Source organism: Mycobacterium sp. (assembly GCF_040509115.1).
Classification (GTDB): domain Bacteria; phylum Actinomycetota; class Actinomycetes; order Mycobacteriales; family Mycobacteriaceae; genus Mycobacterium.
Genome location: NZ_JBEVLO010000193.1, coordinates 1 through 13,190, shown reverse-complemented (window position 1 = coordinate 13,190; position 13,190 = coordinate 1). Strand labels below are relative to the sequence as shown.

Below are 13,190 nucleotides of genomic sequence, written 5' to 3'. Positions count from 1 at the left end.
CAGATGCATCGCACCCTGGCCGGACTGATCGAGCACCCCGAACTACGGGCCCGCCACCTCGCCCTGGCATCGCCGAGCGCCGACCCCGAAACCCTGGAGGCCCTCGATACCGCTGCGGTCGTCGCGCGGGCCCGCGGCGCGCCCGCCACCGCAGCCGAACTCGTCGATCTGGCCATCAACCTCGGCGGGGATCGACCGTCACGCCGGATCCAAGCCGCCGAACACCACTTCCGCGCTGGAAACTCCGAACGCGCCAAGGAACTGCTCAAGTCGACCGTCGACGAACTGCCGCCAGCGCCGTTGCGCGCGCGTGCCCTGAACTTGCTTGCGGCGATACGGATCTATGACGACAGCTTGTTCGATGCGGTCGAACTGCTGAACCGCGCGTTGAGCGACGCGGCGGACGACCCCGTGCTGACGGTGCGCAGCCTGCTCCTGTCGTCGTTCGCGTCCCTCTACCTGGGCAAGTTGGACGACTCCGTGAAGCGCGCCGACGAGGCGCTGGAACAGACCCGCCTCCTGTCCATGCCCGAGTTGACCAGCCAGGTGCTCGCCATGTCGGTCCTGGCCAAGTGCATGCGCGGCGACGGCGTCGACGAGGCGAGCCTGCAGCGCGCCGTCGAGCTGGAGGACCTCTCCGCCGACGTTCCCATTCAGTTCCGGGCCTGCGCGATCAGGATGATCACCCAGGCGTTCACCGGCCAACTCGACGAAGCCCGGCGGGGAGCCGTCGCCGTTCGACAGCTCTACCTCGATCGTGGAGCCGAGTACGACGTGATGGCGGTCGCGGCGCACAGCACCCTCGTCGAGGTCTGGCGCGGCGACTTCGCAGCGGCCGCAGTGGTTGCCGACGAGGCGATGGAGCGCGCCGTCCACATCGACACCCAACACGTTCGAGGTGTCGCGCTGACCAGCCGCGCCACCGTGGCGGCACATCTCGGGCGGGTTGACGCCGCCCGAGAAGACGCCCGCGCGGCGATGGCGATCTCCATCGAGTGCGGCACGCCTCAGCTCGCGCTCCGGGCGATGACACTGCTCGGCTTCATCGACGTGTCGATGGCGAACTACTCGGACGCACTGACCACTCTGCAGCCGCTCATCGACGCGTTCGCGCTGCTGCCCGGCAGCGAGATCAGAAACCTCGACTACGTGCCCGACGCCGTTGAGGCCCTGATCGCCGCAGGCCAGATCGCGGAGGCGGAACCCCTGATCGAGAAACTGGAGAACGACGGTCGTCGGCTCGATCGGCCGTGGATGCTGGCCACCAGTGCGCGGTGTCGCGGCATGTGGTGGGCAGCGAAGGGCGACGTCGAGCAGGCGATGGCTGCCGTCACAGCGGCGATGACGGAGCACGACCGCCTGCCGATGCCGTTCGAGCGGGCCCGCACCCTCCTCTTGCTAGGGCAGCTGCAGCGCCGACTGCGGCTCAAGCAGCCCGCCGCCGAGACGCTGGGGCAGGCGTTGGCCGAGTTCGAGCGGATGGGGGCCGCGCTGTGGGCCACCCGTGCCCGCGAGGAGCTGGACCGCACCACCGTCGGAACGACGCGAAAGACCATGCTCTCGGCGACCGAGCTGCGGATCGCGGAGTTGGCGATCTCGGGCATGACGAACCGCGACGTCGCGGCCGTCCTCTTCATCAGCCCCAAGACCGTCGAATCGAATCTCTCCCAGATCTACCGGAAGCTGGGCATCCGGTCGCGCGCCCAGCTGGCCGCGAAGTTGGCCCCCGTCGAATCCCCTGGCCCCCGTTAGCTCAGCGCGACTCTCCGCCGCCGTCCTGACGACGAGACCGTCGCGGTTCAGTCGAGTACGCGCTCGACGAAGCGGCGCAGATCCTCCCGCAATCGTTCACGCGACACGCCGTCGGCTGTGACGAGGTGGTCCACCAGATCGATGCGCGTGGCGGCCAGCAGTGCGTAGGCGATCCACCCGGAGTCGTCGGCCCCGACCACGCCCGCGAGGAGCTGGGCCAGCAGCTGGTGGGTTGCCACGTAGTGGGGAGATTTGTACAACGTCGAAATACCGCCGGACTGATCCTGTTCGAGCGCGAGCGCCAGGCGCCGGTTGTCGAGCTTGAAGTCGACTATCGCCTCGAGCAGCGCCGGGATGCGGTCCGCGGGCGGCGCCGACGGCCCCAACGGCGGACCGCCCGTTTCGATGGCCGACCGCAGATCGGCCAGCCGGGCGTCGTACACGGCGCGCAGGAGGGTGACGCGGTCGCCGAACCGTCGGAACAGCGTGCCCTTGCCCACCCCGGCGGCGCGGGCGATGTCGTCCATCGACACGCCCCCCGGGTCGGCGCCGTCGTCGAACAGTCGGCCCGTCGCCTCGAGGACCGCCTGCCGGTTGCGCGCAGCGTCGGCGCGTTCTGCCACTCGCCCCCCCTTGCATAAACGGACCGTCGGTCCGTATGGTCGTCTAGGTAATCGGACCGTTGGTCCGGATGTTAACCGACGAGGAGATCCCCATGCCAGACACCACTCCAATCGAGGTGTTCACCGCGGCGACCAAGGCGTTCACTGCACACCGCGCCGACGGGTGGTTGGCGTACGCCCACGACGACATCGTGCTCGAATTCCCGTTCGCACCGGAAGGCCTGCCGCGCCGCGTCGAGGGCAAGGCGGCAGTCGAGCAGTACTTGCAAGAGGTCCCGGGTCAAGTCGAGTTCGAGGATGTCGCCATCCTCCGCGCCCACCAGACCGTGGACCCGGCCACAGCCGTCATCGAGTGGACGGCGAGCGGCCAGATCAAGGCGACGGGCGCACCGTACGAGATGACCTACGCCGTCGTCGTGACCCTGGTCGACGGACTGATGGCGGGGTACCGGGAGTACTGGAATCCCCTCGTCGGGCTCTAACCGTAGAGCGCCAGTGGGCTTTCCGACCGCTACGCCACCGTGCCCGGCCGGCTCGACGCTACGGTCTGACCGCCGCGTGGAGGGCGACGATGCCGCCCGTGAGGTTTCGCCAGCGCACCGCCGACCAGCCCGCGTCGGCAATCCGGCCCGCAAGCTCAGCCTGGTCGGGCCACGCGCGGATCGACTCGGCGAGGTACACGTAGGCGTCGGGATTGCTCGACACCGCGCGGGCCACCGACGGAAGCGCCTTCATCAGATACTCCTTGTAGGCCGTGCCGAACAGCCTGTTCGTCGGCGTGGAGAACTCACACACCACCAGCCTGCCGCCGGGCCGCGTCACCCGGGCCATCTCGCGAAGGCCCTCGACGTGGTCGACCACGTTGCGCAACCCGAAGCTGATCGTCACCGCATCGAATACCCCGTCGGCGAACGGCAGCTTCGTCGCGTCGCCGGCCACCTTGGGCACCAACCGGGCCGCGCCCGCCGCCAGCATGCCCACCGAGAAGTCGGCCGCCACACACCAGGCGCCGGACTGGCCCAGCTCCACCGTCGACACGGCCGTACCCGCCGCCAGGTCGAGCACGGCGTCGCCGGGTCCGATCTCCAGGGCTGACCTGGTCGCTCGTCGCCACGCCCGATCCTGACCGAGCGAGAGCACCGTGTTCGTGAGGTCGTACCGACGCGCGACGGCGTCGAACATCGACGCCACCTCGCGGGGATCCTTCTCCAACGACGCCCGGTTCACGCAGTTGACGCTACCTGTGGATATACCCGCGGCGGGAATGGGTAGCCCGTCAAAGCGTTGGTATCACCCAGAAGGCAACGCGCGAGCGGACGCAAATGTGCTGGGACACCCGGTATGTCCCGAAGATTTGCCAGCAGTGGCGCCAGCCGAATTGACGAGGGAGACAAGCATGGCCGAAAAGGTGTGGTTCATCACCGGGACATCCCGCGGCTTCGGCCGCGAGTGGGCGATCGCCGCCCTGGAGCGCGGCGACAAGGTCGCTGCCACGGCGCGCGACACCGCCAGCCTGGACGATCTCGTCGCCAAGTACGGCGACGCCCTGCTCCCCATCCCCCTGGACGTGACCGACCGCGAGGCTGACTTCGCCGCGGTCAAGCAGGCCCACGACCACTTCGGGCGGCTCGACATCGTCGTCAACAACGCCGGCTACGGACAGTTCGGCTTCATCGAAGAACTGTCCGAGAAGGAAGCTCGCGACCAGATCGAGACCAACGTGTTCGGCGCGCTGTGGATCACCCAAGCCGCGCTGCCGTACCTGCGGGCGCAGCGCAGCGGCCACCTCATTCAGGTGTCCTCCATCGGCGGCATCACCGCGTTCCAGAACGTCGGCATCTACCACGCATCCAAGTGGGCGTTGGAAGGCTTCTCCCAGGCGCTGGCACAGGAAGTCGAGTCGTTCGGCGTGCACGTCACCCTGATCGAGCCCGGCGGCTTCTCGACCGACTGGGCTGGCCCTTCGGCCAAGCACGCCGCCGAACTCCCCGACTACGCCGAGGCACACGCCACCGCGCAAAAGATCCGCGAACAGCGGACCGCCAAACAAGGTGACCCGACGGCCTCGGCCGCCGCGATTCTCAAGGTGGTCGACGCCGAGAAGCCACCGCTGCGAGTCTTCTTCGGCGCCCTGCCGATTCAGTTGGCCAAGGCCGACTACGAGAACCGCCTCAAGACGTGGGAAGAGTGGCAGCCCGTCGCAGAGTTGGCCCAAGGATGAGCACCGCACGCGAAAATCATCGGCAACGCACTGCGTTGTACGGCGCGTGCCTTCTGGCGGCCGCGTTCCTCTCCTGCTGGCTGGCGTCGTCGATCGACGGATTGCTGTCGATCGGCATCTACGCCGCAGCGGCGATGGTGGCCCTCATCGGCTTCATCATGACGTTCTCGGACCTCTCGCCGTAGCGGACTGAGCACGACACTGCTCCGTGGCGACGAGGCCAGTCAAGCCGCCGCGCGCCCGCGGCGCTCGCCGACCACAGCGTCGTAGTGCCCCAGCAACTGATCGCACACCGCGGGCCAGGTGCGGGCCAGAACGCTACGCCGCGCGGCAAGCGAATAGCGCTGCCGTTCGGCCAGCAGATGGGCGACCGCCCCTGGCAGTTTGGCCTCGAATTCGTTGACGGGCAACAGAAGTCCGGTGTGCATCGGCGCCACCAGATCACGCGGTCCGCCGGCGTCGGGCGCCACTACCGGAAGCCCCGAAGCCATCGCCTCCTGGACCGCCTGACAGAACGTCTCGTGCTCGCCGGCATGCACGAATACGTCCATGCTGGCGTACGCCCTCGCGAGCTCGGAACCGTACAGCGCACCGGTGAAAACTGCTGACGGCATGAGGGATTGGAGTTTGGCCCGGTCCACTCCCTCACCGACGACCACCACCTGCAAGTCGTCACGGCTCGCGAGCACTGCGAGGCGCTCGACATGCTTCTCCGGCGCCAGCCGACCCACGAAGCCGACGATCGACCTGCCCTGCGGCGACCACCCGGCACGAAGCCCGTCGTCCCGTGCGGACGGGACGAAGCCCGTCACGTCCACTCCCCTGCCCCAGTGATGCACCCTCGGAATACCGTGCTGGACAAGGTTTTCCATTGCCGACGTGGACGGGGCCAGGGTGCGATCGGCCTTGGCGTGCAAATGCCTGGTCCAGGCCCAGGCCGCCTTCGACATCACCCCGACGCCATAGCTCGCCGCGAAACCCGCAACATCGGTCTGGAACACGGCCACCGTCGGCACCCCGAGGTGCCGTGCGGCGTGCAGACCGCCGTACCCGAGCAACGCGGGCGAAGCCAGGTGCACGACGTCCGGGTCGAACCCCCGCAGCACGCCAAGGATGCGGGGCCGCGGGATGCCCAGCGGCAACGACGTCACCTTGGGGAACATCCGCGACGGGACCCGGTGAACACGGACCCCGTCGTACACGCGGTCGGCAGGCGCCTCACCCCGCGGCGTGTCCGGGGCGATGACCAAAACCTCGTGCCCCGTGCGACGGAGATGCTCGATCACCCGAAGCACCGAATTGGTGACACCGTTGACATTCGGGAGGAAACTCTCGGCGACGATCGCAACCCGCACAATGGGAGCGTGCCACCCTCGCCTGTCCGGAAGGTTGCGTGCGGGAATACGACACGCAAAAGGCTTGCGGCGGACGACGCGTCTAAGCTGGCAGTCTGGTCAGTGACCCAAGGGGGGCGAATGAGGCGAACGCTCGTCGTAGTCGCGCTGCTCGCGAGCCTTCTCGTCGCATCGACCGCCTGCTCCCGCGCCATCAGCGGGACCGCGCAACCCGACCCCAACAAGCCACCCGTCGAAATCGTCGAGGACGGCTTCGGCATCAAAGTCGGATTCCCCGACGCGCCCGTCCAATTGGAGATCTACACCGAGCCCCAGTGCAACCACTGCGCCGATCTGCAGGCCGACTTCGGCGACCAGATTCGCGGATACCTCAACACCGGACAGCTCACCGTCATATACCGGCCGATGACGTTCCTCGACTCGCCGACCAACCTGCACTCCGAACGGGTGGCCAACGCCATGTTCGCGGCCGCCACCCCCGCCGGGGACGCAAGCACCGACGCCATCGCCTTCCAGCGCTTCGTCGAGGAGGTCTGGAAGCACTACGACGCCGGCGCCGACCACCCCAGCGACGGAGAACTCGCCGACATGGCGCGCCAAGCCGGAGTGCCCGAGGGACCCGCATCGGCCATCGAATCGGGTGAGCCGGCCGTCGACGTCACGGAGATGCAGGACACCAACTTCGGATTGCTGTACTTCGCCAGCCCGGTAGACACCGGCACCCCAACGATTCTCGATCTCAACAGCGGCGACCTGCTCGACGTCTACGACGACGACTGGCTGTCCAAGGTCATCGCGTCCTGACCGTCGAATCGCCGTTGGACCAAGGCCAGCACCCCGAGCCCGACGGCCGCCGTCACCCATCCGACCACTGCGATCGACGCCGCCGGAATGATCGCCAGTGACGCGTTGCGGTCCTGCACGCGAACGAGATCGGGATTGCTCTTGTCGTACTCGACGTAGATGCGCATCCCGGTGTCCAGTTCCGACGGATACAGCACGCCGAGTTCCGGTCGGTACGTGACGCGGTCGGGCGTCACGAACTCGATGGTGGACCGTCGGGGTCCCGCATCGAGCACCTCGGCCGCGGCGACGCCCATGTTGCCCTCGATCTGACGATCGTTGCGCCACGCGCCGAACACCAGAAGCACCGACTGCAACGTGACCAGGCAGGCGATGACGACGACGGCGATGCGCAGCCACCGGATGATGCGTTGCGGCCGAGTCTCATTCGGCTCGCCGTAGAGATGCGGGATCAAACCCTGCCACAGCGCCCTCGCCCACCGGATCACGGTGGCGGCCGCAGTGGTCAGCGCGGTCACAGGGCCGCTCTGATCGACGCATGCAAAGCCCGCAGCGACGAACGGTCTGCCTTCACCTCCAGCACCCGCATGCCATCGAAGGGTTCACGCAGTGCTTCACCGAGATCGTCGACCTCCAGCTGCCGACTGTCGACGTGGTAGGCGCGGCACAGTGCCCCGACGTCGACGTCGTGCGGCGTACCGAAGATCCGCGACGAGACGTCCGAGAACCGTGGGTCGCCCTGCTCGAGCAACTCGAAGATGCCCCCGCCGTTGTCGTTGGACACCACGATGGTCAGGCTCTTGGGCGTCGGCTCGGTGGGGCCGATCAGGAGTCCGGAGCTGTCGTGCACGAAGGTCATGTCACCGATGAGGGCAATGGTTCGCCCGCCCGAGCGGTCGTGCGCCAGCGCGGCACCGATCGCCGTCGACACCGTGCCGTCGATGCCGGCCACCCCCCGGTTGGATCGCACCTGAATGCCCGTGGCGTTGAGGCCCACCAGCGCTGCGTCGCGCACCGGGTTCGAGGCCCCGAGCACCAGTTGGTCGCCGGGCCGCAGCCCATCGGCGACCGCCGCCGCCACGTGCAGGCCCGTCGTCAGCGGATGCGCGTGCAACTGCGCACGCACCGTGGCGACGGCGTTGGCATTCGCCTCGGCGCAGGCGCGCAACCACGCCGGATCGGGTGTCCCCGTCGTCACCGCCCTCGTCCCGGTGGCCTGCGAATTGCCGGACACGTCGGGCCAGCGCGGTCCGGTGGTCAGCGCGAAGACCGGCAACGACGGGTCGGCCAGCAGCGTCGACACGGGGCGGTGCAGCGTCGGACGACCGGCCATGATGACCTGCTGTGGCCGCAGCGCAGGCAGGGCCAGCGGATGCAAGGGGTTCGCCGCAGCGGGGGCGGTCGGCTCGGCGACGGTCGGCAGCTCGGCGAGGTTGGGGTGCACACCCGCACCGTGCCCGGCGATGACCACGGTGTCCGGGGTGACGTCGATGTCCAGCGGCTGATCGAACGACACCGACGGGGTGTAGGTCCACGGCCGCCCCTCGGGGCGCCCCGCAGGGGCATACTCCCCGGCGTCGGCGGCGTCGGGGACCAACGGCTCGCGCAGCGGGATGTCGAACTGCACCGGTCCAGCGTTACCCGTGCGAGAACCGGTGGCGGCCACCAGAACTCGACACGTCGCCGAGCGCCACTGCGCGTTCAGGGAATCCATCTTCTCCGTGGCGCCCTCGGCAAGGCCGAGGCTGATGGTGGCCCGGACCTGGGTACCGAAGTACCCGAGCTGCTCCATCGTCTGGTTGGCGCCGGTGCCGAGCAGGTCGTAGGGCCGGTTGGCGCTCAGCACGATCAACGGCACCCGGGCGTAGTTGGCCTCCACGACCGCCGGACCGAGATTCGCGACGGCCGTCCCCGACGTCATCGCCACGCATACCGGCGACCCGGCCGCGACGGCCAAGCCGATGGCCAAGAATCCCGCGGTGCGCTCGTCGATGCGCACGTGAAGCCGCAGCAGGCCGGCGCGGTCGGCGTCGTGGAGGGCGAAGGCCAGCGGCGCATTGCGCGAACCGGGGCACAGCACGACGTCGCGGACACCGCCACGGACGAGCTCATCGACGACTATGCGCGCCTGGGTCGTCGAGGGGTTCACGTATATAGCGTGTCATACCCCCGCGCCGAAGAATTCCAGCGCTGCGGCGTTCACCACGTCGGGGCGCTCGATGAAGCCCAAGTGCCCGGCGTCGGATATCTGCAGGTAGCGACCGTTGGGCAGGGCATCGGCGACCTCGCGGCCGAGGTGCGGAGGCAGTACCACGTCGTCGGCGAACCCCATCACCAGCGCGGGCGTCGTAATGTTCCGGTAAGCAGGCAACCGGTTGCCCTCCGGCCTGATCCTGAGCTGGCTGCGGAAGCCCGGCGTCGGCTTCGTCGGCCACATCGTGAACATCTCGATCCAGTCCCTTACAGCTTGCTCGTCGTTCAAGGTCTTGGGCGAGAAGCTCTCCAGCAGCCGCGACTTTGCGTCGTACTGTGCGGGCAGTTCGATGCCCATCTCCAGGAACTCTTCCTCGGCGGCGTTGAAGAAGGCGCGCGTGCGGTCCTCGCGCCCCCTGGTGGCCATCAGCACCGCCGCCGACACCAGGTCGGGGCGCGCGAGCATCAGCTCTTGGGCGATGAACGAGCCCATCGACACCGAGACGATCCGGACGGGGCCCGCGTCGAGCTTCTCGATCAGCCGCGACGTGTCGAAGACCACTTGCTCGGTGGTGAAGCCCTGCGCGTTCTCGGTGGCTCCGATGCCGCGGTTGTCGAAGGTGATGACGCGGTAGCCGGCACGCTGGAAGGCGGGCACCTGGTGCAGATGCCACGTGCGACCAGCTCCGCCCCGGCCCGCGATGAACAGGACGGGCTCGCCGGAGCCGCGGTCGTCGTACGCCAAATTCACCCAAGCGACCCTACTGGAGTGCGGATTGTGCACGCGCAGGTGCGCTCCCGCGACCGCGCACCTTCATCTGCGATGTTTTGTACCAAAAGGTGCAGAAGTGCTAGCGTGGTGTTGGTACCGAGCGGTACCGAAAGCGACGGAAGGATGTCTCGCCATGCTCAGGCACCACGGATCGGAGCAGGTCGTACTGATCACCGGGGGTACGTCAGGTATCGGCCTCAGCCTGGCGGAGGCCTTCCTGGCCCAAGGCGACGAAGTAGCGGTGTGCGGTCGCTCGGAGACCGCACTGGAGCGCTTCTCCCAAGCACATCCCGATGCCTTGGCGATTCAAGCCGACGTCACCAGTGCAGACGCGAGGATCGCGATGCTGGATGCGGTCGCCGATCGGTTCGGGCGGCTGGACGTCCTGATCAACAACGCAGGCACCTTCATCGAACGAGACTTCGCAGCGGACCCCGACGCCACCCGCGGCCTGGAAGAAGAAGTCGCCCTCAACCTGACGGCGCCCATCGAGCTGACCGGTCACGTGTTGACCCGCTGGCCCGAAATCGCCGCGATCGTGTTCGTCACGTCGGGCTTCGCCCTCGTCTCCCCCACCCGCGCGCCGACCTACGGAGCCGTGAAGGCGGGATTGCACGGCTTCGCCGAGGGGCTACGCCGACAGCTTGCTCCCACCAAGACCCACGTCCTCGAACTTCTTCCACCCACGACGGATACGCCCATGAACGCCAACCACACGGGCAAGAAGACCCCGCCGGCAGACGTGGCGGCCGCCACCGTCAAGGCGTTGGCACGCCGCCGACCAACGGCTCTGCCGGGCCCGGTCAGGCTGCTGCCGACGTTGTTGCGGATCGCCCCGAAGACCATGCAGCGCAGCGTGGCAAGGATGTGACGCCGACTGCCGTTTCAGGCGGACGGCCAGTTGCGCATGGCGGCGTCGGCGACCTGGCGGAGCTCCTCGGGGCTGGCGCCGCTCGCGGCTTGCACCGCGATGCCGTTGGACATGGTGACGACATACCGCGCAAGCACTCCGGGATCGGCGTCGATGGGCAGATCGCCCTCGTCGACCGCACGTTCAAATCGTTTGCGCAAGTACGCGATTGGCTCGTTGCGCCAAGCGATCAGCAGGTCGCGGACCTCGCGCCCCGCGGCCCCGGCAGCCAGGGAACCCTGGACGCCAAGGCACCCCGCCGGGCCGTCCGCGCTGGCGGTGGCTTCAATGGACCCCGCGAGTATCGCCGCAGCCACCCGTCGCGCCGTCGGCTCCTGCAGCGCGCGAACGCCGTATGAGGCAGGGCCCTCGGTATAGCGCTGCAGGGCCCGCACGAACAGATCTTCCTTGTTGCCGAATGCCGCGTACATGCTGGTGCGGCTGATGCCCATCGCCTCGGTCAGGTCGGTGAGCGTGGCCCCCTCGTAGCCCTGCTCCCAGAACACCCGCATGGCAACCGCGAGGGCTTCGTCGGCGTCGAAGGCCCGCGGCCGCCCCATCGGCGCCTTCACGTCACCCGTCATGCCTGCGACGATACCGCTTATGCACCGATGGGTACGAAACCCTGCGCGTCAGCGCATCAGCGGATAGCAGGCCCTGATCCGTCCGATCCACCAGTCCCTGCTGGCGGCGGGGGCGGCCAGCCCGGCCAGCCGCGCCGGGTCGGGCACCACGGGCGCGACGGGCAGATGACCGTCGACCAGCACCGTCGGCTCGGCCACGTCCTCGACGAAGAGCCCGCCCGTGCCCAGCCCGCACGCATGTCGCAGCTCAGGCAGGCACGCCGCCGCGAGCAGCCCTCGCGACATGCCGACGGCCGAGTCCAACGCACTCGACACCACCACCGAGATGTCGCACTGGCGGCCGATGTCGAGAAATCGTTGCACCCCACCGAGCGGCGCGACCTTGAGCACGGCGACGTCGGCCGCCTTGGCCCGGAACACCAGCAGCGGGTCGTCCGCCTTGCGGATGCTCTCGTCGGCGGCGATCGGCACGTCGACCAGTCGCCTGAGTTCCGCCAACTCGGGCACCGTCGCACAGGGCTGTTCGACGTACTCCAGCGCGCCGTCGGCCGTCAACGCCTCGCACGCCGCGCGTGCCTCGGTCACCGACCAGCCACCGTTGGCGTCGACCCGCACCGTCGGAACGATGCCCCGCACGGCGTTCACCCTGGCGACGTCGTCGGCCAGCGTCTGGCCGGACTCGGCCACCTTGACCTTCGCCGTCCGGGTCCCGGGGAAGCGCGCCAACACGTCGGGCACCTGCGCTGCGGGCACGGCGGGAACGGTGGCGTTGATGGGGATGCGGTCGCGGACGGGAGTCGGCGGCGCGACGTAGGCAGCCTCGACACCCGACGCCAGCCAGTGCGCGGCCTCGGCGGGGCCATACTCGGGGAAGGCGCCGAACTCACCCCAGCCCAGCGGCCCCTCGAAGAGCGCAACCTCACGAACGTCGATGCCACGGAAGCGGACCCGCATCGGGAGGGCGACGACGTGAAGTCCGTCGAGCAGCTCATCCAGCGGCGGGATCACCTCTCCATCCTGCCGTGCCCGAGTGTGAACGTCACGACGCACTTCTCGGGTGGAGCGTCGCCACGTTCACATTCGTTGCGGGTCTCAGACCTTGCGGCCGGTCTTCTCCCAATGCGGCTGACGGAGATCCTTCTTCAGGATCTTGCCCGTCGGGTTGCGCGGCAGTTCGTCGAGAACGTCGACGGTCTTCGGGCACTTGTACGCCGCCAGCCGGTCGCGAGCGAATGCGATGATGTCGGCCTCACTGGCCTCGCCCTCGAGCGATACGACGGCCTTCACCGCCTCGCCCCACTTCTCGTCGGGCACGCCGATGACGGCGACCTCGGCCACGGCGGGATGCTCTGCGAGCACGCGCTCCACCTCGATGGAGTAGACGTTCTCCCCACCGGTGATGATCATGTCCTTCAGCCGGTCCTCGACGAAGATGTAGCCGTCCTCGTCGACCCTGCCGATGTCACCGGTGCGGAACCAGCCGTCCTCGGTGATCGCCTCGGCCGTAGCCTCCGGCTTGTTGTGGTAGCCCTTCATCAATTGACCGGTCCGGAACCACAATTCGCCCTGCGCCCCCTGCGGAACGTCGTCGAGCGTGTCGGGGTCGACGACCCGCACCTCGGCGCCGGGTACCACCTTGCCCGCGCTGACGAAGCGCTCCTCGTTGCCGTTGCGGTGATCCTCGGGCATCAGCCTGCTGACGACGCCGCACACCTCGGTCAGCCCGTAGGCTTGGATGAAGTCGGTGTCCGGCCACGCCTCCAAGGCCTGCCGGAGCAGCGGCAGCGGCATCGGCGACGCACCGTAGGCGTAGGTCTTCAAGGCACTGAACAACTTGACGGCGTCCGGCCCGGACTCCAACACCTTCGCCAGCACGGCGGGCACCAGGAAGGTGCGGTTGGCGCCCTTGAGGATGCCCCCGGCCAGCGACATCCCGTCGACGTCGCGCGTGACGATGCTGGGCATCCCGGAGTGCA

At 68.3% G+C, this 13,190-nt stretch carries 15 protein-coding genes; 6 read left to right on the top strand and 9 right to left on the bottom strand.

Features of this window, described 5'->3' with window-relative positions; genetic code table 11:
* A partial coding sequence (locus ABW137_RS13710; protein ID WP_526400753.1) for a helix-turn-helix transcriptional regulator occupies positions 1 to 1,752 on the top strand: 1,752 nt, incomplete at its 5' end.
* Between the two features lie 47 nt (positions 1,753 to 1,799).
* On the opposite strand, the gene ABW137_RS13705 is transcribed toward ABW137_RS13710, so the two are convergent.
* Positions 1,800 to 2,375: a TetR/AcrR family transcriptional regulator gene (locus ABW137_RS13705; RefSeq protein WP_526400751.1), complete on the bottom strand. Its 576-nt coding sequence runs from the start codon at positions 2,373 to 2,375 to the stop codon at positions 1,800 to 1,802.
* A 92-nt stretch (positions 2,376 to 2,467) separates the two neighbouring features.
* Between ABW137_RS13705 and ABW137_RS13700 the strand changes: the two genes are divergently transcribed.
* Positions 2,468 to 2,857: a nuclear transport factor 2 family protein gene (locus ABW137_RS13700; RefSeq protein ID WP_526400749.1), complete on the top strand. Its 390-nt coding sequence runs from the start codon at positions 2,468 to 2,470 to the stop codon at positions 2,855 to 2,857.
* Positions 2,858 to 2,915: 58 nt separating this feature from the next.
* Here ABW137_RS13700 and ABW137_RS13695 read toward each other — a convergent pair whose 3' ends face one another.
* Positions 2,916 to 3,602 (bottom strand): demethylmenaquinone methyltransferase, encoded by a 687-nt coding sequence (locus ABW137_RS13695; protein WP_526400747.1) that lies wholly within the window; start codon positions 3,600 to 3,602, stop codon positions 2,916 to 2,918.
* A gap of 169 nt (positions 3,603 to 3,771) precedes the next feature.
* On the opposite strand from ABW137_RS13695, the gene ABW137_RS13690 reads away from it, so the two are divergent.
* Positions 3,772 to 4,596, top strand: coding sequence for an SDR family oxidoreductase (locus ABW137_RS13690; protein ID WP_526400745.1), 825 nt, complete (start codon positions 3,772 to 3,774; stop codon positions 4,594 to 4,596).
* The gene (locus ABW137_RS13685; RefSeq protein WP_526400743.1) at positions 4,593 to 4,781 is read left to right on the top strand and encodes a hypothetical protein; all 189 of its coding nucleotides are present in this window, start codon (positions 4,593 to 4,595) and stop codon (positions 4,779 to 4,781) included. The genes ABW137_RS13690 and ABW137_RS13685 overlap by 4 nt, the downstream gene beginning before the upstream one ends.
* Positions 4,782 to 4,820: 39 nt before the next feature.
* On the opposite strand, the gene ABW137_RS13680 is transcribed toward ABW137_RS13685, so the two are convergent.
* Positions 4,821 to 5,951 carry a glycosyltransferase family 4 protein gene (locus tag ABW137_RS13680; protein ID WP_526400741.1) on the bottom strand — a complete coding sequence of 377 codons (1,131 nt, stop codon included), beginning with the start codon at positions 5,949 to 5,951 and terminating at the stop codon, positions 4,821 to 4,823.
* 120 nt (positions 5,952 to 6,071) lie between these two features.
* Between ABW137_RS13680 and ABW137_RS13675 the strand changes: the two genes are divergently transcribed.
* A complete protein-coding gene (locus tag ABW137_RS13675) occupies positions 6,072 to 6,755 on the top strand; it encodes a DsbA family protein (protein ID WP_526400739.1) in 684 nt (227 codons plus the stop codon).
* Here the strand turns inward: ABW137_RS13675 and ABW137_RS13670 are convergent.
* The 3 genes from ABW137_RS13670 to ABW137_RS13660 are packed head-to-tail and all read right to left on the bottom strand — an operon-like array spanning position 6,716 to position 9,699.
* On the bottom strand, positions 6,716 to 7,264 hold the full coding sequence (locus ABW137_RS13670; protein ID WP_526400755.1) for a DUF3592 domain-containing protein: 549 nt from the start codon (positions 7,262 to 7,264) through the stop codon (positions 6,716 to 6,718). The genes ABW137_RS13675 and ABW137_RS13670 overlap by 40 nt on opposite strands.
* Before the next feature lie 5 nt (positions 7,265 to 7,269).
* Positions 7,270 to 8,904: a 2-succinyl-5-enolpyruvyl-6-hydroxy-3-cyclohexene-1-carboxylic-acid synthase gene (gene menD / locus ABW137_RS13665; RefSeq protein ID WP_526400738.1), complete on the bottom strand. Its 1,635-nt coding sequence runs from the start codon at positions 8,902 to 8,904 to the stop codon at positions 7,270 to 7,272.
* 12 nt (positions 8,905 to 8,916) lie between these two features.
* Positions 8,917 to 9,699: an alpha/beta fold hydrolase gene (locus ABW137_RS13660; RefSeq protein ID WP_526400736.1), complete on the bottom strand. Its 783-nt coding sequence runs from the start codon at positions 9,697 to 9,699 to the stop codon at positions 8,917 to 8,919.
* 154 nt (positions 9,700 to 9,853) lie between these two features.
* Between ABW137_RS13660 and ABW137_RS13655 the strand changes: the two genes are divergently transcribed.
* Positions 9,854 to 10,591 (top strand): SDR family NAD(P)-dependent oxidoreductase, encoded by a 738-nt coding sequence (locus ABW137_RS13655; RefSeq protein ID WP_526400734.1) that lies wholly within the window; start codon positions 9,854 to 9,856, stop codon positions 10,589 to 10,591.
* 14 nt (positions 10,592 to 10,605) lie between these two features.
* Here ABW137_RS13655 and ABW137_RS13650 read toward each other — a convergent pair whose 3' ends face one another.
* The 3 genes from ABW137_RS13650 to ABW137_RS13640 all read right to left on the bottom strand — a co-directional run.
* The gene (locus ABW137_RS13650; RefSeq protein WP_526400732.1) at positions 10,606 to 11,214 is read right to left on the bottom strand and encodes a TetR/AcrR family transcriptional regulator; all 609 of its coding nucleotides are present in this window, start codon (positions 11,212 to 11,214) and stop codon (positions 10,606 to 10,608) included.
* 48 nt (positions 11,215 to 11,262) lie between these two features.
* On the bottom strand, positions 11,263 to 12,222 hold the full coding sequence (locus ABW137_RS13645; protein WP_526400730.1) for an o-succinylbenzoate synthase: 960 nt from the start codon (positions 12,220 to 12,222) through the stop codon (positions 11,263 to 11,265).
* Between the two features lie 84 nt (positions 12,223 to 12,306).
* On the bottom strand, positions 12,307 to 13,190 hold an 884-nt coding region (locus tag ABW137_RS13640), incomplete at its 5' end, for an AMP-binding protein (protein WP_526400728.1).

Excerpts from the sequence above, each read along its gene's own strand:
- ABW137_RS13700 (WP_526400749.1), top strand. The coding sequence starts at position 2,468 with ATGCCAGACACCACTCCAATCGAGGTGTTCACCGCGGCGACCAAGGCG.
- ABW137_RS13690 (WP_526400745.1), top strand. The coding sequence starts at position 3,772 with ATGGCCGAAAAGGTGTGGTTCATCACCGGGACATCCCGCGGCTTCGGC.
- ABW137_RS13685 (WP_526400743.1), top strand. The coding sequence starts at position 4,593 with ATGAGCACCGCACGCGAAAATCATCGGCAACGCACTGCGTTGTACGGC.
- ABW137_RS13675 (WP_526400739.1), top strand. The coding sequence starts at position 6,072 with ATGAGGCGAACGCTCGTCGTAGTCGCGCTGCTCGCGAGCCTTCTCGTC.
- ABW137_RS13655 (WP_526400734.1), top strand. The coding sequence starts at position 9,854 with ATGCTCAGGCACCACGGATCGGAGCAGGTCGTACTGATCACCGGGGGT.
- ABW137_RS13650 (WP_526400732.1), bottom strand. The coding sequence starts at position 11,214 with ATGACGGGTGACGTGAAGGCGCCGATGGGGCGGCCGCGGGCCTTCGAC.